At 67.0% G+C, this 24625-nt stretch carries 14 protein-coding genes; 8 read left to right on the top strand and 6 right to left on the bottom strand.

Annotated features, from left to right (window positions below):
* Window positions 1-18: 18 nt before the first annotated feature.
* Genes SP6_RS11335 through SP6_RS11320 form a run of 4 tightly spaced genes read right to left on the bottom strand, consistent with a single transcriptional unit; the run spans window position 19 to window position 6444 of the window.
* Window positions 19-1818 carry a glycoside hydrolase family 9 protein gene (locus tag SP6_RS11335; protein ID WP_007406776.1) on the bottom strand — a complete coding sequence of 600 codons (1800 nt, stop codon included), beginning with the start codon at window positions 1816-1818 and terminating at the stop codon, window positions 19-21.
* Entirely contained in the window at window positions 1815-3425 is a 1611-nt protein-coding gene (locus SP6_RS11330) for a tryptophan halogenase family protein (protein ID WP_007406766.1), read from the bottom strand. The genes SP6_RS11335 and SP6_RS11330 overlap by 4 nt, the downstream gene beginning before the upstream one ends.
* Window positions 3422-4897: a tryptophan halogenase family protein gene (locus SP6_RS11325; protein ID WP_007406772.1), complete on the bottom strand. Its 1476-nt coding sequence runs from the start codon at window positions 4895-4897 to the stop codon at window positions 3422-3424. The genes SP6_RS11330 and SP6_RS11325 overlap by 4 nt, the downstream gene beginning before the upstream one ends.
* The gene (locus tag SP6_RS11320) at window positions 4894-6444 is read right to left on the bottom strand and encodes a tryptophan halogenase family protein (protein ID WP_042469065.1); all 1551 of its coding nucleotides are present in this window, start codon (window positions 6442-6444) and stop codon (window positions 4894-4896) included. The genes SP6_RS11325 and SP6_RS11320 overlap by 4 nt, the downstream gene beginning before the upstream one ends.
* A 277-nt stretch (window positions 6445-6721) precedes the next feature.
* Between SP6_RS11320 and SP6_RS11315 the strand changes: the two genes are divergently transcribed.
* A complete protein-coding gene (locus tag SP6_RS11315) occupies window positions 6722-10237 on the top strand; it encodes a TonB-dependent receptor (RefSeq protein ID WP_007406767.1) in 3516 nt (1171 codons plus the stop codon).
* Window positions 10238-11001: 764 nt separating this feature from the next.
* Here the strand turns inward: SP6_RS11315 and SP6_RS11305 are convergent.
* Window positions 11002-13305: a glycoside hydrolase family 31 protein gene (locus tag SP6_RS11305; protein WP_037569918.1), complete on the bottom strand. Its 2304-nt coding sequence runs from the start codon at window positions 13303-13305 to the stop codon at window positions 11002-11004.
* Window positions 13306-13461: 156 nt separating this feature from the next.
* Window positions 13462-15531, bottom strand: a complete 2070-nt coding sequence (locus SP6_RS11300) for a phosphocholine-specific phospholipase C (RefSeq protein ID WP_007406762.1) — start codon at window positions 15529-15531, stop codon at window positions 13462-13464.
* Between the two features lie 312 nt (window positions 15532-15843).
* On the opposite strand from SP6_RS11300, the gene SP6_RS11295 reads away from it, so the two are divergent.
* The 7 genes from SP6_RS11295 to SP6_RS11265 all read left to right on the top strand — a co-directional run bounded on the left by SP6_RS11295 (window position 15844) and on the right by SP6_RS11265 (window position 24596).
* Window positions 15844-16695: a TorF family putative porin gene (locus tag SP6_RS11295; protein WP_007406774.1), complete on the top strand. Its 852-nt coding sequence runs from the start codon at window positions 15844-15846 to the stop codon at window positions 16693-16695.
* Window positions 16696-16803: 108 nt separating this feature from the next.
* The gene (kdpF, locus tag SP6_RS11290; protein ID WP_019517694.1) at window positions 16804-16893 is read left to right on the top strand and encodes a K(+)-transporting ATPase subunit F; all 90 of its coding nucleotides are present in this window, start codon (window positions 16804-16806) and stop codon (window positions 16891-16893) included.
* 13 nt (window positions 16894-16906) lie between these two features.
* Window positions 16907-18610, top strand: a complete 1704-nt coding sequence (gene kdpA, locus SP6_RS11285) for a potassium-transporting ATPase subunit KdpA (RefSeq protein WP_007406771.1) — start codon at window positions 16907-16909, stop codon at window positions 18608-18610.
* A gap of 15 nt (window positions 18611-18625) precedes the next feature.
* Entirely contained in the window at window positions 18626-20662 is a 2037-nt protein-coding gene (kdpB, locus tag SP6_RS11280) for a potassium-transporting ATPase subunit KdpB (protein WP_042469062.1), read from the top strand.
* Window positions 20663-20674: 12 nt separating this feature from the next.
* Complete coding sequence (kdpC, locus tag SP6_RS11275; protein ID WP_037569910.1) at window positions 20675-21244, top strand: potassium-transporting ATPase subunit KdpC; 570 nt, start codon at window positions 20675-20677, stop codon at window positions 21242-21244.
* Window positions 21244-23910 carry a DUF4118 domain-containing protein gene (locus tag SP6_RS11270; RefSeq protein WP_007406773.1) on the top strand — a complete coding sequence of 889 codons (2667 nt, stop codon included), beginning with the start codon at window positions 21244-21246 and terminating at the stop codon, window positions 23908-23910. Before kdpC ends, SP6_RS11270 begins: the two co-directional genes overlap by 1 nt.
* Window positions 23910-24596, top strand: coding sequence for a response regulator transcription factor (locus SP6_RS11265; protein ID WP_007406768.1), 687 nt, complete (start codon window positions 23910-23912; stop codon window positions 24594-24596). The genes SP6_RS11270 and SP6_RS11265 overlap by 1 nt, the downstream gene beginning before the upstream one ends.
* Window positions 24597-24625: the final 29 nt, after the last annotated feature.

Genomic DNA, 24625 nt, shown 5'->3' with positions numbered 1-24625 from the left:
AGCTAATAGAGTGAATATTTACGGACGCTGAGCGGCCAGTTCGCTTGCCAACCAGACCAGCGGCGCGTTCCAGTTGATCGCGACCTCGTTATGCGCATAGGCGCGGATATCGTCGATCCAGCAACGCTGCGGTGCACAGCGACCTTTGAGCGTCAGCGAGGCGCTTTCGGGAAAGACGAGACTGTCCGCGCCGCCCGAGAGCACCCCCGGCGGCGGCCCCGGCAGCCGCGCGTCGATCTGATGCGCCCAGAAACGATGATGGGGGTTGCGTAGCGGCTTCCATCCGAACCCGCTGACATAGCTCTGGTCGAGCGGATTGCGGCCGAGCACATAGTCCATCGCATCGACGGCCGCATCGCGGTAGCGCGCCTCGCCGGTGAAGCGGGCGGCCAGCGACAGGATCATGCCCCGATTGAGAAGGTTGCTGTTCGATCCCCAGGCATAGGCGGTGCCGGCATAGGGCAGGTGATAGCCCGACCGGGCTTCCTCCGCCACGAAGCGATCAGTCAGCGCGATCAGCTTGGCGCGCGCGGCGGCGCGTTCGGCGGGCGCAACGCCGGCTGCGGTCGCCAACGTGATCGTGCCGAGCGTCGCGACGCTGCCCCAACTGGGCTCACCCGCCAGCAGCGCGGCGTGCAACGGCATCTTGTGCAGCGCCTCCGCCAGTTCGGGCATGCCGGTGGCGGCGTACAGTTCGGCCGTCGCCCAATAGAGTTCGTCGGACAGGTCGGTGTCGCCATACCCGCCGCTGCCGGTAAAGGCCTGGGCGGCATAGATATCCGGGTTGCGCAGTGCCGCCTGATAGGCCTTGCTCGCCGCCGTCAGGCAGCGTTTGGCAAAGCCATTGTCAATCCCGCGCCAGATGCGCGCACATTGCGCGGCGGTGGCGGCCAGGTTCAGCGTCGCCGCCGTGCTCGGCGGATAGAGCAGCCGTTCCTCGCGGTCCTCGGCCGGGTTGGTCGGGATTTTCGTCCAGTTGCGATCGGCGATCTTGTGGTGCACCATGCCGCCGGCATCGACATCGGTCAGCGTCAGCTTGCCGCGTCCCTGTCGCCCGACCGGCAGTGCCAGATGCTGCCCATCAGGCACCTGCATCGCCAGCAGGAAGCGCATTTCCCAACGCGTCTCGTCGAGCAGGTCGTTGATGCGGTTGCCGGCCTCGGGCAGGGCGGCGCTGCCGTCCGGGAAGGGGGGCGCGGCGGCATTCACCTCATAGAGATTTTGCAGCGTCCACAGCGCGATGCCGCCATTGACCACATATTTGCCGTGGTCGCCCGCATCATACCATCCGCCGGTGACGTCGAGCGTATAGGGACAGCCCGGCCAGTCGTTTCCGGCCAGGTCGCGCCCCTTGAAACAGGTCACGACCTCATGGGGATGGCCCGCCCCGCGCGCCCATTGCGCGCCGCCGGCGAAGCGCGGCTCGATCGCGATCCCCGCCCGGTTCTGATAGAAGAAATTGAGCGAAGCGCGCGCCAGCGGACGATAGACATTGGCGGCGATGGTGAAGGGATGGCTCGTCTGGCCATCGACCTGCAGGCGATAGGTGCCGGGGGTGGCAAAGCGGCTAAAGTCGATCTGATGGACCTTGTCGCCCGACGCGGCATCGGCGCTGAAGGGGAGGGACTTGCCCTCCGCCACGGTCCGGCCGCTCTCGTCGATCAGCCGCCAGGGGAGCGGCGTGGTTCCGTCATGGGCGAGTATGGCGCGCTTGGCGGTATCGGGGCGAAAGCCGATCTGGTTGAGATGCGGCCCCGGCGCGTCGGTCGCGCCGATCAGCGCCAGGGCGGCCAGCGGGAGGGCGAAACGGGCCTTCACAGCAGCGGCCCCCGACGGGGCGTACCGCTCTGTCTGGCGAAATCGAACCCGGAACCCGTGTTGCCCGTCAGACCGGGCGCCAGCGGCGAAGGCGCGGTGGCGCGCAGGAAATCGCCGTGGCTGGGCAGCCTTGCGGCGGTGTCGGCATAGCCGGCGCGCATCTGCTCCAGTGCCTGCGCTACCAGATCCTCGTCCAGGGCATCGACCGCCGGCTCCCAATGCTGCGGTACGATCCCCTGGCCCAGGCCAACCGCGACCCAGCTGGGGTTGCTGAACAGGTCATAGCCTTCGCGGAACAGCCGGCCCTTGCCCGCCCACAGCGTCATCTTGCGCGCCAGGCTGTCGGGCACCTCCATCGTCCGTACCCGGTTCCAGAAGGGCGTGTCGTCGCGCCGCGTCGCTTTGTAATGCAGGATGATGAAGTCGCGCACATCCTCATACAGGTCGCGCATCTGGCGGTTGAACTCGCTCCGCTCGGCGGGGTCGAAGCGCTTGTCGGGGAACAGCGCGATCAGCCGCTGAATCGCGGCCTGGACGAGGTGGATGCTGGTCGATTCCAGCGGCTCCAGAAACCCGCTCGACAGTCCCAGCGCCACGACATTGCGGTTCCAGCTTTCGCGTCGCCGCCCGGCGGTGAAGCGTAGGCGTCGGGGATCGCCGAGCAATTCGCCTTCCAACGCGCTCAGCAACTGCGCCTCGGCATCGTCGTCGGCGAGATGGTCGCTGCAATAGACCAGGCCATTGCCCATCCGGTGCTGCAGCGGGATCCGCCACTGCCAGCCGGCCTCGCGCGCGGTGGCGCGGGTGAAGGGATCGGGCTCGCGCGGGTCGGGCAGCGCGCAAGGCGCGGCGACCGCCCGGTCGCAGGGTAGCCAGTGCGCATAGCTCTCATAACCGGTTTCCAGCGCCCCTTCGATCAGCAGGCCGCGAAAACCCGAACAGTCGATGAAGAGGTCACCCTCGATCCGCCGGCCATCGGCCAGCGTCACTGCCTCGACATAGCCATCCTCGGGTCGCAGCGCGACGCCCTCGATCCGCCCCTCGATCCGCGTCACGCCGCCACGTTCGGCATAGCCGCGCAAGTAACGGGCATAGAGGCCGGCATCGAAGTGAAAGGCGTAGAACAGCTCGCGCACCGGCGACTGGGCATCGGGCCGCGCGCGACCGAAGCGGCCAGCCCTCGCCGCCATCGCGCTCATCGACCATTCGGCGATGTCGGGCAGCCCATGCCGGCTGCGTTCGCGCAGCCAGAGCTGGTGAAAATGCACGCCCTGCAAATCCTGGCCATGGCGGCCAAAGGGGTGGAAATAGCGCTCGCCACGCTGGCCCCAATCGACGAATTCGATCCCCAGCTTGAAGGTGCCGGCGGTGGCGGCGAGAAAGTCGTTCTCGTCCAGCCCCAGCATTTGGTTGAAGGTCTGGATGGGCGGGATCGTCGCCTCTCCGACGCCGACCGTGCCGATCTCTTCGGATTCGACCAGCGTGACCTGTGTATAGCCATTGTTGAGCAACCGGGCGAAGGCGGCGGCCGCCATCCAGCCGGCGGTGCCGCCGCCGACGATCACGACCTGTCGGATCGCATGGTCCGGGATGGAAGGCTGGCTCATCGGGCGAGGCGTCTCGTCTGGGCCGCGCGCCATTCGGCATGGGCGGGGGCCTGGGGAAGGGCGGCGGCGATCGCACCGGTCATGCGGGTCATGGCTGCCTGCGCCTCGGCCGGCGGTACGGCGTGGACCAGCGGATCGACCCGGCGCGGAAGATGGCCCTGGCCCAGCAGCACCGCCGCCCAGCTATCGCGGGTGAAGGTCTCCTCTTCGTAGAAGGGGAGGCGCCCGCGTTCCTCAAACTGGGCCAGCGTGTGCGCCAGGCTGGGCGGCGGCGCGGCCTGCGCCACGGCGCGCCACATCGGCTCGGGGCGCGTGGCGGTGCGGTAATGCATGGCGAGGAAGTCACGCACCCGCTCGGCCTCCGCCAGCGTCTGGCGGTTGAAGTCGGCGGCTTCGATGGGCGCCATCGCCCGGTCGGGCAGCATGGTGATCAGCCGATCGACCGCGCTCAGAGCCAGATGCAGGTTGCACCATTCGAGCGGCTCGACCTCGGTCGCGGCATCGCCGATCGCAACGCAATTGCCGCGCCAGGGTTTGGGCCGCGTACCCGCACGGATCGCGATCGGCGCGGCTGGTGTGACATTCAGGCTGCCGAGCATGGCGGCGGCATCGCCATCGCTCAGATAGGCACTGGCATAGGCCAGCCCCATTTGCCGGCCGCTCGACCAGCCCCATCCGGCGCCATGCGCCTCGACCGGGGTGAGCACGGGCGCATTCTCGACTTGCGGACGATCGCCCAGCAGCAAGCGTTGGCAGGGCAGCCAGCGCGACCAGTCGTCCCGCTCGTCATCGATCGTTCCCCGCAGCCGCGCCGCTGGGCCGGTCGCGTCGATGAACAGATCGGCGCTCAGCGTTTCGCCGCTTGCCGTGCGGACCTCGCTCAGAAAGCCCGGCGCATCGCTCGATACCTCGGCGATCTCGCCCGTAATCTCACGCACTCCGACATGCAGCGCGAAGGCGCGGATCATCGCGCGGTGCCGCGCGATGTCGAGGGTCAGGCCATATTCGTGGCCGGCAAAGACCGTGCCCGGCGTCGGCGGCACGAACCGCCCGGCGCGTGCCAGTTGGGCAGCAGGGGCGAAGGCGTCGAACGGTGTGACCGGGCCGGCCTTCGCCGCGCGTACCCAATGAAGGGGGAATCCGGCCGGTCCGATCGGATGGCCATAGCTGCCATAGGCGTGGACATAATCCGGCAGCCCTTCGGCCCATCCGGTAAAGCGCGTACCCAAGCGATAGCCCGCCCCAGCGCGGGTGATCCCGTCATCCTCACCGATCCCCAGATCGGCCTGAAAACCGCACAGCGAGGGCAGGGTGCAGGCGATCTGATCGGCCAGCGCCTCGGGCGCGACCGGCGTCGCCAGCAGCGTCACGTCAAGGAACGGCGCGCGTCGCTTCAATGCGGCGGCGGCATAGTATCCGGTCAGTCCGCCGCCGGCGACCAGGATATGGCGGATCGGTCCCTCCACCGTCACGCCGCCGCTCCCATCGGGCAATAGCGATCGAGAAAGTCGCGGTGATCGGGGCGTGCCGCCACATCGTGCGCGATCTCGGCGCGCAGCGCTGCCACCGCCTGAGTCAGTTCGGGCGTTGCGGCGATATCGGCGCGCGGGTCCCAGCCCTGGGGCACGATGCCCTGGCCCAGATAGACCGCGATCCAGCTGGCATCGAGGAACACGCCCTCGCGATACTTCACCACCCGCGCGCGGCGGCGCCACAACTCCATCTTCTCGGCCAGGCTGTCTGGGATGGGCATGGTCCGCACATAGTTCCAGAAGGGGGAATCGTCGCGCGTCGTGGCGTGGTAATGCAGGATCAGGAAGTCGCGGATGCGGTCATATTCTAGGTCGATGATCCGGTTGAATTCGTCCCGGTCGGCGTCGCTCGGGTGCCGTTCCGGGAAGATTTCGATCAGCGCGGTGATCGCCTGCTGGACCAGATAGATGCTGGTCGATTCCAGCGGTTCGAGGAAGCCGCTCGCCAGGCCGATCGCGATGCAATTGCCGACCCAACTGCGCTGCCGCCGACCGGCCTTGAACCGCAACAGCCGGGGCTCGGCGATCGGCTCGCCCTCCACCGCCTCAATCAGCGCATCCCGCGCGTCGTCATCCGAGATGAAGTCGCTGGCATAGACATAGCCATTGCCGGTGCGATGCTGCAGCGGGATGCGCCAGCGCCAACCGGCGGGCATGGCGATCGCACTGGTATAGGGGGTGACGGCGGTCCGCGTCCGGCACGGCATGGCGACCGCGCGATCGGTGGGCAGCCATTTCGACCAATCCTCGAACGGCTCGCCTAGCGTCTGGCCGAGCAGCAGCGAGCGAAAGCCCGAACAGTCGATGAACAGGTCGCCCTCGATCCGCTGCCCGTCACCGAGCGTCACCGCGCGGATCAGGCCGCTTTCGCCGTCACGCTCGACATCTATCACGATTCCTTCCGTGCGTAGCGCTCCCATTTCCTCCGCCAGCGAACGGAGATAGGGCGCGAACAACAGGGCATCGAACTGATAGGCATAGCCGAAAGTCGAGGAAAGCTGGTCTCGCTCGCGCCCCGGATGATCGAACCGCCCCTGGCGTGCCAGGGTGCAGGCATAGGATAGTTGGTCGAGCGGGGGCAGGTCCTGCCCCCCCTGCATGAGCCGGGCCCAATAATGATGAAAGTCGATGGCGCCACCGCCCCGCCCGAACGTGCCGAAGGGGTGGATATAGCTGTCCCCGATTCGGCCCCAGTCGCGGAACTCGATCCCCAGTTTGAAGGTCGCCCGGGTGCGGGCCATGAAATCGGCCTCGCTGATGCCAAGTCGTTCATTAAAAGCGCGAATATGGGGCAGAGTCGCTTCGCCCACGCCGACGACGCCGATCGCCTCGGACTCGATCAGATGGACGTTGCACTGTCCTGGAAGGAGACGGGCCAGAGCCGCCGCCGTCATCCAGCCGGCCGTCCCGCCGCCCACGACGACGGCCCGCACCTTGTCGCTCACCACCCCGCATCCCCTCTCTGGCCCCTTTGATTCTCGGGCCATTTTCGTCCCTCATGCCGCGTTCGATCCCATGCCGCAATCCGCCGGCCATGGCAGCGTGGCAGGAATGTTACACCTTGTCCCGGATCGGACATTTATAAGTTAAGTATCTTGTCGAAATGTTGCTGTTAGCGCAATCACGAGGATGAGGGTCACGGCGGTCGCCGTGATCACGACCTACATTCTCGCGACGCCAATGGGGCGCGTGACAAAGGGGGGGATGACCATGATGCGCACGGTTGCGCCGTCGACTTGCAATGCCAATCGATTTCATCGGCTTATGTTCAGTGCCTCTGCCGGCGCGCTGTGCATCGCGGCGCTGAGCACGCCCGCAATCGCCCAAGCCGAAACGTCGCAGAGCACAGCCGAATCGGGCCAGTCCACCACGTCGCCGACCGGTGCGGTCGCGGGCCAGGGCACCGCCGGCTCCGCCACGCCGCGCACCAGCGCCAGCGTCCAGACCGCCAGCGCCCAGCCGGCCGCGGGCGACGAATCGTCCGAGAACGAGGTCGTCGTCACGGGTATCCGCCAGAGCCTGGCCAATGCCCAGTCGATCAAGCGCAATTCCGACACCGTCGTCGACGCGATCACCGCCAGCGACATCGGCGCGCTGCCCGACCGTTCGGTCACCGAAGCGCTTCAGCGCGTCCCCGGCGTGTCGATCAGCCGCTTCGCCGCCGCCAACGACCCCGACCACTTCTCGGTCGAAGGCTCGGGCGTCGCGGTGCGCGGCCTGACCTTCGTCCGCTCCGAATTCAACGGCCGCGACACCTTCTCGGCCGGCATCGGCGGCCAGGCGATCAACTTCTCCGACGTGCCCGCCGAACTGCTCGGCTCGGTTGAGGTGTACAAGAACGCCACCGCCGAACTGATCGAGGGCGGCCTGGCGGGTACGGTCAACCTGAATACCCGCAAGCCCTTCGACAACAAGGGCTTCCATGCCGGCTTCACCGCCGAGGCCAATTATGGCGACTTCAAGAAGAAGTGGTCGCCGACCGGCTCGCTGCTGCTCAGCAACACCTGGGACACGGGCATCGGCCGCTTCGGCCTGCTCGGCAACGTGTCCTACTCGCGCGTCCGCAGCCGCGCGGACAGCGTGCGCATCACCAATATCCAGACGCGCGACAACACGCTGGCGCTGGCCGCGAACTCGACGACCGCGCAGAATTGCCGCAACCCGCTGCCCGGCACGGCCGACCAGACGACGCTGCCGGTCGGCGGTTCGACCGGTTTCGCCTGCGGTGCGGCCGGCACGAATGGCGCGGACGGCTTCCTCGATCCCGCCTCGCTGCGTTACGCGCCGATCGGCGGCCAGTTCGCCACCCAGGAGTTCGATCGCAAGCGTGACGGCGTCGCGCTGGCGGGCCAGTGGCAGAGCAATGACGAGCGGACCCTGCTGACCGCGCAGTTCCTGCGCACGCACACGGTCAACAACACGTCGGAGCGCACTTTCGAAACCGCGCCGGATTTGTCGGAATACAACACCTATCCGGTTGGTTGCGTTCAGAACAATGCCGGTCCGAACAACTCGACGATCGCCCAGTGCCCCACCGGCACGACCAAGAACTACGTCTATGACGCGAACGGGCTGTTCCAGTCGGGCTACATCACCGCGCCCGGCAACGGCTATCGCTCGGCCTGCAGCGGCCAGGCGACCTGCTGGGTTCCCACCGGCGGCACGCAGCAGTCGCTGGCGCGCGGCATGACGCGCGACGAGAACACCGTTACTGACTTCGGCTTGAACCTGAAGACGCAGCTGGACGACCATTGGTCGGTCAACCTGGACGGCGACTATACCCGCGCCAAGAAGACCAGCACCGATCTGCGCGTGTTCGGCTCGACCTTCGCCGACTCCGAACTCGACCTGTCGGGCAGTCTGCCGGTCGTGACCCCGCACAAGCCGTCGACGCTGCAGGCGAGCTGGGCCACGCCCAACCCGACCCTGAACCAACAGACCGACGCGCAGTATTTCGCCAATCGCAACGTCCAGTTCTGGCGCGCGGCGATGGACCATCTCGAAGAGAGCGTGGGCCGCGAATATGCGTTCAAGGCCGATGTCGATTACAAATTCGACGATGGCAGCTTCTTCACCCATGCCAAGTTCGGCGCGCGTTATGCCGATCGTTCGTCGCAGGTGCGCTACAGCACGTATAATTGGGGTGCGCTCAGCGAAGTGTGGGGCGGCGGCTCCAACCCGGTGTCCTTCGCCGACCAGCCGGCGAACACCAGCTTCTATTCGTTCCCGAACTTCTTCCGCGGTGCCACTAACGGCCCGTCGGGTGCCTATTATTATGACGGCAACCTGACCGGTCAGTATGCGGAATCGACCGCATTCTTCAATTCGATCGGCAAGGTCTGGCAGCAGCGCGTGCGCGAAGCGGCACGCACCAGCGCGATCACCGCCGCGCTGAACGCGGGCCAGACCCAGGCGCAGGCGAACGCCGCCGGCGATCTGGCGTTCACCAATGCCAGCCCGCCGACCGTCTTCACGCCGGCCGGGCAGCGGGCCGGCGTCGTGGCCGGAACCCCGTATCTGCCGTCCGAAATTCAGAACGTGACGCAGCAGGACAAGAACCTGTACGCGCAGGTGAATTTCGCCACGCCGGGCGATCTGTTCCCGGGCGTCCGCATGAGCGGCAATATCGGCGTCCGCTATGTCCTGACCGACCTGTCGTCGGCCGGCGAGATCGGTGCGCCGACCACCGACCAGACGGGTACGCGCGATCCGTTCGCATCGCGCTGCGCCCCGCAGCCTGTGACCCAGAATGGCCAACCGGTCCTGCAAAATGGTCAGCCGCTGTTCGCCGTGCCGCAGGGCATCTGCCAGCTCGGCCAGGCCGGCTACAATGCGGTCCAGCAATTCTCGACCGGAGCCACCTCGCCCGACACGGCGCGCAACCAGTATCACTACTGGTTGCCCAGCATGAACCTGAAGTTCGGTCTGGGTCGTGACGTGGTGCTGCGCCTGGCGGCGTCGAAGGTGATGACGCGTCCGGACTTTGCGAACATCCGCAACTTCCTGCAGCTCGGCTTTGACGCCAATAGCGGCCAGATCACGGCGACGGCGGGCAATCCCTATCTGAAGCCCGCGACCGCATGGCAGTTCGACGCCACCGTCGAATGGTATTTCGCCCGCGTCGGTCAGCTGTCGTTCGACGTCTTCTACAAGTCGGTGAAGGACTTCTTCTATCAATCGCTGACCAACCGCACGATCACCAGCAACGGTATCACCCAGTCGGTGCTGGTCCGTGGCCCGGCCAACTATGAGGGCACCGGCAAGATCAAGGGCTTCGAGGCGGCGTATCAGCAGACCTTCGACTTCCTGCCGGGCTTCCTCAACGGCTTCGGTGCCAGCGGCAGCTACACCTATATCGACAGCTCGGGTCTGCCCAACTCGTTCCTGAACGGGGGCGCGCCGGCCAACACCTCGAACATCAAGCCGGGCAACATCCCGCTCGAGGGGCTGTCGCGGCATACGGTGAACGCGGCGCTCTTCTACGAAAAGGGCCCGGTTTCGCTGCGAGCGGCGTATAACTGGCGCTCGAAGTATCTGCTGACGCCGGCGGACGTGATCTTCCCCTACACCTCCATCTATCAGGATGCGGGCGGGCAGCTGGACGCGTCTGCGTTCATCAACCTGAACAAATATCTGAAGATTGGCGTGCAGGGCGTGAACCTGGCCAATCAGGTCGTCCGTACGCAGCAAGCCTATATCAGCGGTTCGACCGAGACCGCGCCGCGTTCGTACATCGTCAACGACCGCCGCTTTTCGTTCGCGCTGCGCGGTACTTTCTGATCCGGGTGTTCGGCTGGTCCCCATCGGGATCGGCCGGATGCAACCTCAAGGCCGTTCGTTCCGAAAGGGGCGGGCGGCCTTTTCTTTACGGGGGTGCGTCCAACCTCCGTTCAGCCTGAGCGAAGTCGAAGGCCACGCTGCGCCGTTGGCAAGGGTTCCGAAGGGCTCCGCTTGCGAGGGGGGACATCCCTCCGTCAGGCCCTCGGCCTGCCACCTCTCTTGCAGGGGAGGATGTTTGGAACGCCGCAAGAGAGGCCGGGGTGATGACGGAACGCCGCCTCGATATGGCCATCAATGGCGTGGTAGTATCGACCGGTCGAACCCCGGCCCCCAGGTCGAGCGGGAAGGCCGGTCTCACCTCGATCACCTGTTTCGCGCCGGCCAACTGGACCGAGATATTGGTATTGCCCGCCGCATAGGGCGGCTGCGACCCGCCGGCGCCGATCGGGATAATGACGGGCGCGGCGTCGGTCGCGTTCGGCACTCGCAGATAGACCATGACCAGCATCGTATCGCCGGCCACAATCGGCTTGATCTTGGGATAGCTGGCGCGGCTGTCCCCGGATTGGGATCGGCTCTGATCACCTTCACCTGCACGGCATGGCCGACAGGCACCTCGGCGGCGGGCACCTGCGTGCCTGTCTGGTCGGGACCGTAGAGTTTTCAGCCGGTGCCGGGGTCGTTCATCGCCTTGTCGAAGATGCTGGGCTGGGCGGCGGCGTTGAGCGCGGCCTTCCCAAGTCGCGGCCCCAGGCGCGGTCCCGTTACGGGCCGATGATCCGGACGAGCGGGGCGAGTGTCTGGCCGGTCGGCAGGCGACCGGCGGCGGTCAACTGACGGGTGGCGTCGTTCCAGTGCAAAGCCGCGCTGCGGCCGCCGGCCTTGCGATAGGCATTGGTGGTGCCGTCATCGTCATAGAGGGTGAAGTCTGCGTCACGGCCCGGATAGACGCGAATGCTCTCCAGGCTTTGCGCGGTCGCGGTGCTCGGCACCTGCACGCCCATCGGTACGATCGACCCGGCACGCACGAACAGCGGAATATGGTCGATGGGCGCCGCCGCCTCGATCCACTGGCCTCCCGTATAGCGCTTGTCAGTCCACCAATCATACCAGTCGGTGCCGGCGGGTAGATAGACGCGGCGGGCGGTCTGCCCCTGTTCGGTCACGGGTGCGACCAGGAAAGCGGGGCCGAACATATATTCGTCGCCCAGCGTCTTCACGACGGGGTCGTTGGGAAAGTCCATGAACAGCGCGCGCATGAACGGCGCGCCACTCTGGTTCGTCTGCCGCCCCAGCGCATAGAGATAGGGCATCAGCGCGTAGCGGAGCCGAAGCGTGCTCGCCAAAATCGGCTCGGCCGCCTTGCCATAGTCCCACAAAGCAGTCCCCGGTCGCTGGCCATGGATGCGCAGCGTCGGTGTGAAGGCGTTATACTGGAACCAGCGGACGAAGAGCTCCGGGTAATCGCGATAGGACGGCGCCATCGCGGTCGCACCCGTCGGATCGACCAGCACCGGGGCTTGCGCCTCCGGACCATTGGGCCATTGCCAGCCGCCCGTATCACTCGACCAATAGGCGATGCCGCTGGCCGTCATGCCGAGCCCGGCGGGCACCTGGCGCCGCAGCGCTTCCCAGTTGGACTGCACGTCCGACGACCAGAACAGGCAGCCATTGGCCTGCGTGCCCAGATAGGCGGCGCGGCACAGAATGACGTTGCGCATGTCCGGCCGGTCGCGCGCCGACCCGTCCGCGACGCTGGCGGTATGGAGCAGCGGATAGACGTTGCGATAACGATCACCCGACCCGATGGCATAGAAATGCCCCTCTGGCACGAGATCGGGCTCGGTCTCGTCGAGCCAGGCATAGTCGAAGCCGTTCGAGAAGATATTGTCGCGGATCTTGTCCCAGAACCATTCGCGAGCCGGCGGATTGGTGCTGTCGATCAGCGCGCCCGCACGGTCCGATCGGATCGGCAGGCCATCGACTGGGTTGCCGTCCTTGTCCTTCATCAGCCAGCCCTTGGCGGCGAGCGTATCGAACCAGCGGCTCTCCCGCTCGAAACGCGGCCAGATGCTGATGATGCTCTGCATCCCCATGGACTTGAGGTGCGCGTTCATCCCCGCCGGATCGGGAAAAGCATTACGGTCGATGTCGAGCTGCCCCATCCGCGTCCAGTAGAACCAGTCGAGCACCATGATATCGAGCGGCAGGCCACGGCTGCGATAGCCATCGGCGATCTCGGTCAGTTCCTTCTGCGTCTCGTAGCGCGCCTTGCTCTGGATGAGGCCGAAGGCGGCCTTGGGCGGCAGCGGCGTCGCGCCGGTCAGGCGGGCGTAACCGGCGTAAAGATCATCCGCCGTCTTGCCCGCGATGACGAAGAAGGACACCCGCTCGCCGACATTCGAGGCGAATTTGGTGGCGTTCAGCAGGCCGGGCGAGACGGTCGTCGCCGACGGATTGTCCCATAGGATCGCATAGCCCTTGTCGGTGACCATGAACGGCACACAGACAGACTCGCCGCTGGGTCGGTCATAATCGTGGCGGCAGTCGATGGTCCGCCCGCGCAGGTCGAGCACGCCGTCCTGATACTGGCCCAGGCCGTAATAATGGGTGTCGGGCGTATCGGCGAAACTGGCCCCGACACGGAACGTCTTCTCGCCCGAGACGGTATGCGGCGCCATCTCCCACCCGTTCATCCGGGTCAGCGGCTTGCCGTCCGCACCCGCAAAGCTGATCGAAACAGGCGGGAGCGAGGGGGCGAAGTAGCGCTCCATCTGGCTGGGCGGCTTGGGCCAGGGTTGCGCGGCGACGGTCACGGTCATGCCGGGCGAGGCGAAGACATCGCCGCCACTGTCGGCGCGATGGGTCCAGCCGCGTGCATCGGTGGTGCCGGTAATGCCATAGCCGGGCTTGCCCGCCGCTTCGGCCCGGTCGGTGGCGATGGTGACGCGAACGATGCCGTGGCCATAAGGCTCGACCGAGACTTGCGCGCCGTTGCGCTCGACGATCGCCAGCGGATCGGCCGACAGGGCCAGCGGCGCGCTCCCCAGCAGCAGTGCGGCGACCATCGCCCAACGCTTTGCCCTTTGCCCATGACGATTGCCCGGCGCCACGGCGCGCGCATCCTGCCGTATCACGTCCATCCCCCCTCGAAACCTCTCGCTTGTGACCGCTACCCTATCGCCGGGGGGCGGGACGCGAAAGAGGCTATCGGGGCGGCCACGTCAGGCGATGAACGGATCGCTGACCGTGGCCCGGCCGGGGCGGTCATGGCGTCCGGTCAGGCGACGGCGATAGTCGGGATCGGTCGCACGGGTCAGCGTCACGTCATACCAGCCGAGGCTGTCGTTCAGCGCCCAGCGGTGCTGGCCGGGGTGTAGCGGTTCGGCCGGACCCGGCTTCGCGCCCGGACGCTGGCGAACGACCCGTACATCGTCCCACGCCTTCGGGATGGCGAGCGTCAGGCCGTCATCGCCGACCGACCAAGAGAGGGCCGTCTTAGCCATGCCTTTGCCTACCAGATGCCGGTGGAACCCGCCGGGACCCAGGACCCAAAGGTCATAACGGCCCGCCTGATCCAGCGGCCACACGTCTTCCATTTCCGTCCCCGCCGCCAGCGTATAGCGCCGTGGCGGCTGGTCGAGAGCGGTGCGGTCATAAACATGGAAAACTGCGCTCGCCCCGTCTGAATGGAAGGACAGGCGGGGGCCCTGCGCGTCGGGGCGTTCCTTGACCTCCAGCCGATAGGGCAGGGGACGGGAGCGGCGGATGCCCGGTTCCTGCCACGGCCTATCGGTCGCGGACGGCGCCTGCGGACTGACCTGTCCCTTGATCGCGGCGGCACGGATCGCCTGGCCGCGCGGATCGGGCAGCGTAGCGGGTGTGGGCTCGCTCCCGGCAAAGTCGAACGCGCTGGTCAGGTCGCCGCACACTGCGCGTCGCCAGGGGGAGATATTGGGCTCGTGAAAGCCGAACCGGGTCTCCAGAAAGCGGATGACCGAGCTGTGGTCGAAGACCTGGGAGTTGACCCAACCGCCCCGGCTCCAGGGTGATACGACATACATCGGCACGCGCGGACCCAGACCATAGGGCCGGCCGCGATAGGCGGGCTTGTCGACATCGTCGTCGCCGGTCGAGGGGAGGTCATGATATTCCCCGGTCAGATCGACGGTCGAGCCGCCCAGCGGCCTGCCGCCCTTGCCCCGTGACGGCGGGGCGGGCGGGGGGATATGGTCGAAAAAGCCGTCATTCTCGTCGAACATCACGAACAGGGCGGTGCGCGCCCAGACCTTGGGATCGGCGGTCAGCGCGTCGAGCAGTTCGGCGGTATAGGCCGCGCCCTGCGCCGGGCTGGAGGGGTTGGGATGCTCCGACCCCGCCGCCGTCGCGATGATATAGGAGACCTGCGGCAATCGCCCGGCCAGCACATCGGCCTTCAGCACGTCCAGTCCGCGCGTGGTCAGCGCCCGGTCTTTCAGCGCCGGGTCGCCCTTTCCGTGATAGGCGTCGCGAAAGGCGGCGAAACCGACCAGGGGGTTGTCGGTGAAATTGTCCGCCATGTCCTGATAGAGGCGCCAGTCGATCCCGGCCGCCTGCATCCGCTCGACCACCGTCGTCCAGCGATAGGAATCGGCAGCGCCGCCGGCTTCCGCGAAATTGTCGTGCGAATTGCTGATCGCCGGGCCCCCCGCCTTCCCTAAGGGGTCGTTGGTACCTGTCCACAGGAACAGACGGTTGGTGTTAGTCCCCGTCTGGATTGCGCAGTGATAGGCGTCGCAAATCGTGAACGCCTCCGCCAGGGCGAACTGGAAGGGCAGGTCGGCGCGGGCATAATGGCCCATGGCGCGTTGCTTCTTGGCCTCGGGCCAGTGTGACATGCGGCCTTCGTCCCAGGCGGCCTGGGCGTCGGGCCAGGTGTGCGGCGTGCCTTCCATGCGCATCAGCGCGAACTGCTTCTGCGTATCGAGATGGAAGGGGGCGAGGAGGCGCGGCCCATCCGGCGCGGTACGGTCATATTGCTGCCAGACCTGGCGCGGCGCCTCGCCGGCCCGCAGCGGCGCGAGCGGGATGGGCAGGCGGTCGCCGAAACCGCGAACACCGCGCATCGTGCCGAAATAATGATCGAAGCCGCGATTTTCCTGCATCAGGATGACGATATGCTCGACATCGCGGATGGTCCCGGTCCGCCGGTCGGGTGCGATCGCGGCGGCGCGGGCGATGGCGGGGGGCAGAGCGGCGGAACCGGCCAATGCAGCCCCGGCGGAGAGAAGGGAGCGGCGGGAGAATGTGACCATCGTCCTGCCATGGCGGAGATCGTTGACGTTTTGGTGACGGCCCCTTCCTCCCCTGGAAGGGGAGGTGGCAGGGCGAGGCCCTGACGGAGGGGTGTCCCGCTTTGCGAGGTTCGACCGCTCTCGCCGCCCGGGACACCCCTCCACCAGCTTTGCTGGTCCCCCTCCCCTTGCAGGGGAGGAATATGGGCGCGCTATACGCCGTCTATATGCGAAACCGGGCAATCGCTCTCGAATTGCTACGGCGCGGGGGCCTAATTGCTCGGCCCTGGAGGTCGCCCATTCCATCGTGGCGGCCTGTCCATAGGGGCAGATATGAAGACCATGATGTTGAGCGCCGCCACGGCGCTGTTCGTGTTTCCCGCCGCCGTACAGGCCCAGAGCGCGACCGAAACCGCGCCGCCGCCCGTGACCGTCAGCGGATCGGTCGCGATCGCTTCCGACTATCGTCTGCGCGGCATCTCGCAGTCGGACGAGCATATGGCGGTGCAGGGCGGCATCACCGTCTCGCATGAGAGCGGCCTGTATGTCGGCACCTGGGCGTCGAACCTGGCGGGATGGGGCACGTTCGGCGGCGCGAACATGGAGCTCGACCTGATCGGCGGATACAAGACCAAGATCACGGAGGGCGGCACGCTCGATGTCGGCCTGACCTGGTACATGTATCCGGGCGGCGCGGCCAAGACCGACTATGCCGAACCCTATGTGAAGCTGTCGGGCACGACCGGCCCGGTCTCGCTGACTGCCGGTGCGGCCTATGCGCCCAAGCAGCAGGCGATCGGCAAATGGTACAACAACGGCGCCAGCGCCGCGACCGGCGTCTACGACCATCCTGGCGCCAAGAGCGACAATCTCTACCTCTGGGGTGACGGTGCGGCGGCGATCCACGGCACGCCGATCACCGCCAAGGCGCATATCGGCCATAGTTGGGGCATGGACGGCCTGGGTCCCAACGCCACCGCGCCGACGCCGACCGGCGATTACTGGGACTGGTCGCTGGGCGCGGATACGAGCTGGCGCAATCTGACGCTGGGCCTCGCCTGGGTCGACACCAGCATTTCTACCCAAGACGCCGCCTATCTGCGCCCGAGCTTCAGCAAGGGGCAGGACGGCACCGGCAATATCGCGGGCAGCACCTTCCTCGTCTCGCTCACCGCTGGTTTCTGAGGGGTTTCGACATGGACGATCTGATCTGGCTTCTGGTCATGGCCGGGCTGGTGGCGGCGACGCTCGCCTATGCCCGCCTGTGCGACCACGCGTGAGGAGGGCTGAGCCATGACCCTCGACCTCTGGCTGGCGGCGCTGACCGCCATCGGCCTGCTCGTCTATCTGGTGGCGGTGCTGATCCGCCCCGAACGCTTCTGAAGGAGGCGGCATCATGACGCTTCAAGGATGGGCCCTGATTCTGGGCTTCGTCGCGATCCTGCTCGCGCTGACCAAGCCGGTCGGCGCGTGGCTGTTCGCGCTCTATGAGGGGCGACGCACGCCCCTCCACGTCGTTCTCGGCCCCGTCGAGCGCGGCTTTTACAAATTGTCGGGCATATATCCCGAAGTGCAGCAGGGCTGGCGGCGTTATGCGCTGCACATGCTGATCTTCAACGTCGCGTTGATGGTCTTCACCTATGCGGTGCTGCGCCTGCAATTCTACCTGCCGGGCAATCCGCAGGGGCTGGCCGGGCTGACGCCGCATCTGGCGTTCAATACCGCGATCAGCTTCACCACCAACACCAACTGGCAGAGCTATGGCGGCGAGTCGACCATGTCGAACCTTAGCCAAATGCTAGGCCTGACCATCCACAATTTCCTGTCGGCGGCGACCGGCATCGCGCTGGCCTTTGCGCTGTTCCGAGGTGTTGCGGGGCGTGAGACCAAGAATCTCGGCAATTTCTGGGCCGATGTGACGCGTATCACCCTGTATCTGCTGCTGCCGCTCTGCATCGTCTACACCATCTTCCTGATCGCCAGCGGCGTGCCGCAGACCATGGCGGGCGTCGTCAATATCGACACGTTGGAGGGCGTGCGCCAGTCGATCCTGCTGGGCCCCGTGGCGAGCCAGGAAGCGATCAAGATGCTCGGCACCAATGGTGGCGGCTTTTTCAACGCCAACAGCGCGCATCCCTTCGAGAACCCGACCGCGCTCACCAATTTCGTCCAGATGCTGTCGATCTTCGTGATCGGCTTCGGCCTGACCTGGTGCTTCGGCAAGGCGGTCGGCAACACGCGGCAGGGTTGGGCGATCCTGTCGGCCATGATCCTGCTGTTCCTGGGCGGCGCGGCGGTCTGTTACTGGGCGGAAGCGGCGGGTAACCCCGTGCTGCACCAGCTGGGCGTCGCGGGCGGCAATATGGAGGGCAAGGAGGTCCGCTTCGGCGTCGCCGCCTCGGCCCTGTTCGCGGCCGTCACCACGGCGGCATCGTGCGGCGCGGTCAACGCGATGCATGACAGCTTCACCGCGCTCGGCGGCCTGATCCCGCTGTTCAACATGCAGCTGGGCGAGGTCGTGATCGGCGGCGTCGGTGCGGGCATCTATGGCTTCCTGCTGTTCGCCATCCTAGCGGTGTTCGTCGCTGGCCTGATGGTCGGTCGCACGCCCGAATATGTCGGCAAGAAGATCGAAGCCCGCGAAGTCAAACTTGCCGTCCTCGCCATCGCCGTCCTACCGCTGTTCATCCTGGGACTGACCGCGCTGTCCTGCGTGACGCAGCAAGGCTTGGCGGGGCCGCTCAACAAGGGGCCGCACGGGTTCAGTGAAATCCTCTATGCCTTCACCAGCGCGGTGGCGAACAACGGCTCGGCCTTTGCGGGCCTGACCGCGTCGACCCCCTGGTATGACGGTCTGCTGGGCGTCGCCATGTGGGTGGGCCGCTTCTTCATCATCGTGCCGATGCTCGCCATTGCCGGAAGCCTCGCCGCGAAGAAGCATGTCCCCGCCTCCGCCGGGTCCTTCCCGACCACGGGTGTGCTGTGGGTCGGTCTGCTCGTCGGCATCGTGCTGGTGCTGGGCGGCCTGACCTTCCTGCCGAGCCTCGCCCTTGGTCCCATCGCCGATCATCTCGCGATGATCCGCGGTCAACTCTTCTGATCGGGAGCGCCCATCATGGCCCATTCCCAAACCAAGAGCCTGTTCACCGCCGAGCTGGTGCTCCCGGCGATCAAGGCCTCGTTCGTCAAACTCAATCCGCGCGAGCTGATCCGCAACCCGGTGATGTTCGTGACCGCCGTGGTCGCGGCACTTCTGACCGTCCTGCTCGTCGTCGGGCATGACGGGCTGACCACCGGCTTCAAGCTGCAACTGGTCGTCTGGCTGTGGCTGACCGTGCTGTTCGGCACCTTTGCCGAGGCGCTGGCCGAAGGGTGCGGAAAGGCGCAGGCGGCGTCCCTGCGCGCCGCCAAGGCCGAACTGACCGCCAAGCGGCTGAAGGGCGCGGGCCATGAGTGGGAGAATGTCCCCGCCAGCGCGCTGAAGATCGGCGACGTCGTGCTGGTCGAGACCGGCGACCTGATCCCCTCGGACGGCGAAGTCGTCGCCGGTGTGGCCTCGGTCAACGAAGCCGCGATCACCGGCGAGAGCGCGCCCGTCATCCGCGAGGCAGGCGGCGATCGTTCGGCGGTGACGGCAGGCACGCGCGTCATCTCGGACGAGATCCGGGTGCGCGTCACCGTCAATCCGGGACAGGGTTTCCTCGACCGCATGATCGCGCTGGTCGAGGGTGCCGAGCGGCAGAAGACCCCGAACGAGGTCGCGCTGACCATATTGCTCGTCGGCCTGACCATCATCTTCCTGATCGCGGTCGGCACCATTCCGGGCTTTGCGTCTTTCGCGGGCGGCAGCATTCCGGTGGCGATCCTGGCGGCGTTGCTCATCACCCTGATCCCGACGACCATCGCGGCCTTGCTGTCGGCGATCGGTATCGCGGGCATGGACCGGCTGGTCCGCTTCAACGTGCTCGCCAAGTCGGGCCGTGCGGTCGAGGCGGCGGGTGACGTCGACGTGCTGCTGCTCGACAAGACGGGCACCATCACCATCGGCGACCGTCAGGCGAGCGAGTTCCGCGCCGTCGGCAGCTCGGGCGTGGACGCGCTGGCCGAGGCTGCGCTTATGGCCAGCCTGGCGGATGAGACGCCCGAAGGTCGTTCGATCGTCGTCCTGGCGCGCGAGCAGTTCAAGGTGTCGATCGCCAGCCTGCCCGCCGATGCGGAGATCATCCCCTTCACCGCGCAGACCCGCATCTCGGGCGTGAAGATCGGCGACCGGCTGATCCAGAAGGGCGCGGTCGACTCGATCCTGCGCGCCCATCCGGGTGTGGGCGAAACGGCGGCGGCGACCCAACTGCGTCGCATCACCGACGAGATCGCGCGGGCGGGGGGGACCCCGCTGGCAGTGGCGGAAAATGGTCGGTTGCTGGGCGCGATCTTCCTGAAGGACGTGGTCAAGGCGGGCATCCGCGAACGCTTCGGCGAACTGCGCCGCATGGGCATCCGTACGGTGATGATCACGGGCGACAACCCGCTGACCGCCGCCGCGATCGCCGCCGAGGCGGGCGTGGACGACTTCCTCGCCCAGGCGACGCCGGAGGACAAGCTGGCGCTGATCCGCCAGGAACAGCAGGGCGGCAAGCTGGTTGCGATGTGCGGCGACGGCACCAACGATGCGCCAGCGCTGGCGCAGGCGGATGTCGGCGTCGCGATGAACACCGGCACCCAGGCCGCGCGTGAGGCGGGGAATATGGTCGACCTCGACAGCGATCCGACCAAGCTGATCGAGGTCGTCGGCCTCGGCAAGCAGTTGCTGATGACGCGCGGCGCGCTGACGACCTTCTCGGTCGCCAATGACGTGGCGAAATATTTCGCGATCATCCCGGCGATGTTCGTGGCGCTCTATCCGGGCCTCGGCGTCCTCAACGTCATGGGTCTGGCGACGCCGCAGTCGGCGATCCTGTCGGCGATCATCTTCAATGCGCTCATCATTCCGCTGCTCGTGCCGCTGGCGCTGAAGGGCGTCGCCTACAAGCCGATGGGGGCGGGGCCGCTGCTCGCCCGCAACCTCGCCATCTATGGTCTGGGCGGCCTGATCGCGCCGTTCGTCGGCATCAAGATCATCGACCTTGTCGTCGGTGGCTTCGGCCTCGCATAAGGACACATTGTCATGGGTAAGGATTTCACTTCCGCCTTGCGGCCCGCGATCGTGATGACGATCCTGTTCGCAGCCCTGCTCGGCATTGCCTATCCGCTGGCGATGACCGGGATCGGCCAGGCGATCTTCCCGCATCAGGCCAATGGCAGCCTGGTCGAGGCGAATGGCCGGGTGATCGGCTCCGAGGTCGTGGGCCAGGCGTTCGTCAGCGACCGCTACTTCCAGACGCGCCCCTCGGCGGCGGGCAAGGGCTATGACGGGCTCGCCTCGTCGGGCTCGAATCTGGGGCCGACGTCGCAGGCGCTGGCCGACCGGGTGAAGGTGGACGTTGCCAAGCGTCGCGCCGAGGGGGTGATGGGCGCGATGCCCGCCGATCTCGTCACCGCCAGCGGATCGGGCCTCGACCCCGACCTGTCGCCCGAAGCCGCACTGGCGCAAGTTGCGCGTGTCGCGCGCGTTCGGGGGCTGGACGTCGAGCAGGTTCGCGCGCTGGTCGTCGCGCATACCCAGGACTCGGTGCTGGGTGACCCACACATCAACGTCCTCGCCCTCAACCGCGCACTGGACGCTTTGACCAAGTGATGACGGCAGGCGAGCCGCGCCCTGACCCCGATGCCCTGTTACGCGCCGCCGAGCGCGAAGGGCGCGGCCGCCTGAAAATCTTTCTCGGGGCAGCCCCCGGCGTCGGCAAGACGTTCGAGATGCTGTCCGAAGGGGCCGCGCGGCGCCGCGACGGCGTCGATGTCGTCGTCGCGGTCGTGGAAACGCACGGCCGGGTCGAGACCGAGGCGCTGGTACGCGGCCAGGAGGTCATGCCCCGCCGCGCCGTCCCCTATGAGGGGCGGACGCTGCACGAGATGGACTTGGATGCGGTCCTCGCCCGCGCGCCCCGCCTCGCTTTGGTCGATGAACTGGCCCACACCAATGCGCCGGGCAGCCGCCATCCCAAACGCTATCAGGATGTGGAAGAGCTGCTCGATGCCGGGATCGACGTCTACACGACGGTCAATATCCAGCATATCGAGAGCCTGAACGACGTTGTCGCCAGTTTCACTCGCGTCCGCGTGCGCGAGACGGTGCCCGATCGTATCCTGGAGGCCGCCGAGATCGAGGTGGTCGATATTCCTCCGGACGAACTGATCGAGCGGTTGAAGGCGGGCAAGGTCTATCTGCCGCAGGAAGCGACGCGGGCGCTGTCGCATTTCTTCTCCAAGTCCAACCTGTCGGCGCTGCGCGAACTGGCGCTGCGGCGAGCGGCCCAGGCGGTCGATGCGCAGATGCTCGACCATGTCCGGTCGCTGGGCGTCGGCGGGCAATGGGCGGCGGGCGAGCGGCTGGTCGTCGCGGTCAGCGAATTGCCCGGCGCCGACGAACTGGTCCGCGCCGCCAAGCGCACGGCCGATGCCTTGCGCGCCCCCTGGACCGCGTTGTTCATCGATACGCCGCGCACGGCGACGCTGGGTGAGGCGCAGCATCGGCGATTGGCGGCGACCATGACGCTGGCGACGCAATTGGGCGCGGCGGTGGCGACGGTCCCCGCGCCCAGCGTGGTCGAGGGTATCCGCGCCTTCCTGACCGACGCGCGCGCCACGCAATTGGTCGTCGGCAAGGCCAAACGGTCGCGCTGGTTCGAGTTGCGTCACGGCTCGGTGGTCGACCGGCTGGTGCGCGAGACGCCGGGCGTGACCGTCCATGTCCTGCCGGTCGGCGAGGCGCCAGTCGAGCGGGAGCGCACCAAGCGGCGCGGACAATGGGGCTCGCCCATCGGCTATGGCCTGACGCTGCTCGGCGTGGCCGCCGTCACGGCGCTGGCGAGTGCGCTGTTCCATATCCTGAACCTCGGCAATGTCGCGCTGCTCTATCTGCTGCCGGTCATGGCGGCGGCGAGCCTTTATGGCCTGCGCACCGGCCTGTTTGCCGGGATCGCATCGAGCCTGGCGTACAACTTCTTCTTCCTGCCGCCGGTCGGCACGCTGAGCGTAAGCAACCCTGAGAATGTTATCTCGATCTTCGTCCTGCTGGGGGTCGCCGTCGCCACCAGTCAGTTGACCTCGCGAGTCCGTGCCCAAGCCGATCTGGCGGCGGCAAGTGCGCGGGACAATGCGACCCTTGCGGGCTTCCTCCACCGCCTGAGCGGCCTTGCCGACCCGGCCGAGGCGGCACGGGTGATCTGCGAGGACATCGCCCTGCTGTTCGAGGTGCAGGCGGTCCTGCTCACCCCGTCGCCCGCCGGGCTGGCGGTACAGGCGGCGACCAAGCCCGATTATCGGCTGGAGACGATGGAGATGGCCGCCGCCCACTGGGCCTTCGACACCGGCACGCCGGCGGGCAAGGGATCGGCGACGCTGGCGGCCTCGGAATGGCTGTTCCAACCGCTGAAGGCGGGCAACCGGACGCTCGCCGTCCTCGGTCTGGCGCGCGAAGCGGGGGGCGAGCCGGTGCGCGCCGACCGCCTGCCGTTGCTGACCGGGCTGATCGATCAGGCGGCGCTGATCCTCGAACGTTTGCGGCTGGAGTCGGAGGTGCGCGACGTCGATGCGGTGCGTACCCGCGACCGGCTGCGGGCGGCGCTGCTATCGTCGGTCAGCCATGATCTGCGCACGCCGCTGACCGCCGTGATGGCTGCCGCCGCGCAGTTGCGGCAAGGTGCAACGCCTGAACTCGTTTCGACGATCGAGGGGGAGGCGGCGCGGCTCAACCGTTTCGTCGCCAATCTGCTCGACATGGCGCGGGTCGAGGCGGGGGCGCTGAAGCTGAAGATTGAGGCGATCGACTTGAGCGACGCGGTGACGGGCGCGGCGCATGACGCCCGCCGCGCGCTGGAGGGCCATGCGGTGCGGCTCGACGTGCCGCCCGATCTGCCTCTGGTGCGTGCCGATCCGCAATTGCTCCATCATTGTCTGCTCAATCTGCTCGACAATGCCGGACGCTACGGCGATCCGGGGACCGAGATCGTGATCGAGGGGCGGCATCGCCACGGTTCGCTGCGGCTGTCGGTGCTCGACCATGGCCCCGGCCTGCCGCCGGGGCGCGAGGCCGAGGTGTTCGAAACGTTCCGGCGGCTGGAGGGCTCGGACCGGGTGGCCGGGGGAACGGGCTTAGGCCTCGCCATCGTCAAGGCCTTTGCCGAGGCGATGGGTTTGACCGTAGAGGCGGGCAATCGCGAGGATGGCGCGGGCGCAGCGTTCGCGCTCTGCTTTCCGCGCGAACTCATCATGCGCGACGGCGCGCCGGAGGGAATGGCCTGATGCCCGCGACGATATTGGTGGTGGACGACGAAGTCGCGATCCGTCGCCTGTTGCGCAACACGTTGGAGCAGGCGGGGCATCAGGTGGTCGAGGCGCGCGACGGGCGCGAGGCACTGGCGCGAGCGGCGGCCGATCACCCCGATGCGGTGCTGCTCGACCTAGGCCTGCCCGACCGCGACGGGCTCAGCCTGATCCCGTTGTTGCGCGGGCAGGGGGAACGGGTGGTGCTGGTCGTCTCGGCGCGCGAGGCGACCGAGGAGAAGGTGGCCGCCCTCGATCTGGGGGCCGACGATTATGTGACCAAGCCGTTCGACAGCGAGGAATTGCTCGCCCGGCTGCGGGTGGCGCTACGCCATGCCCGGGCGGCGGAGGCTGCGCCGCGGATCGTGAAGACGGGTGATCTGGCGATCAATCTCGACCGCCGGCTGGTGACGCGCGGCGGCGAGGAGCAGCATCTGACGCGCAAGGAATATGATGTGCTGGCGATGCTGGCGCGGCATCCCGGCCGGGTGGTGACGCATGACAAGATCATCGACGCCGCCTGGGGCGGGGATGAAGACCCGCGCATCGATTATCTGCGCATCGTCGTGCGCAACCTGCGCCAGAAGCTGGAGGCGCCGCAGCCGGTGGGGAGCGTCATCGCGAACGAGCTGGGCGTGGGGTATCGGTTGCGGATGGAGGGGTGAAATTCCTCCCCTGAAAGGGGAGGTGGCGT

Origin of the sequence: Sphingomonas paucimobilis NBRC 13935, assembly GCF_000739895.2 — a bacterium.
GTDB lineage: Bacteria > Pseudomonadota > Alphaproteobacteria > Sphingomonadales > Sphingomonadaceae > Sphingomonas > Sphingomonas paucimobilis.
This window is presented reverse-complemented; position numbering and strand designations above follow the sequence as displayed.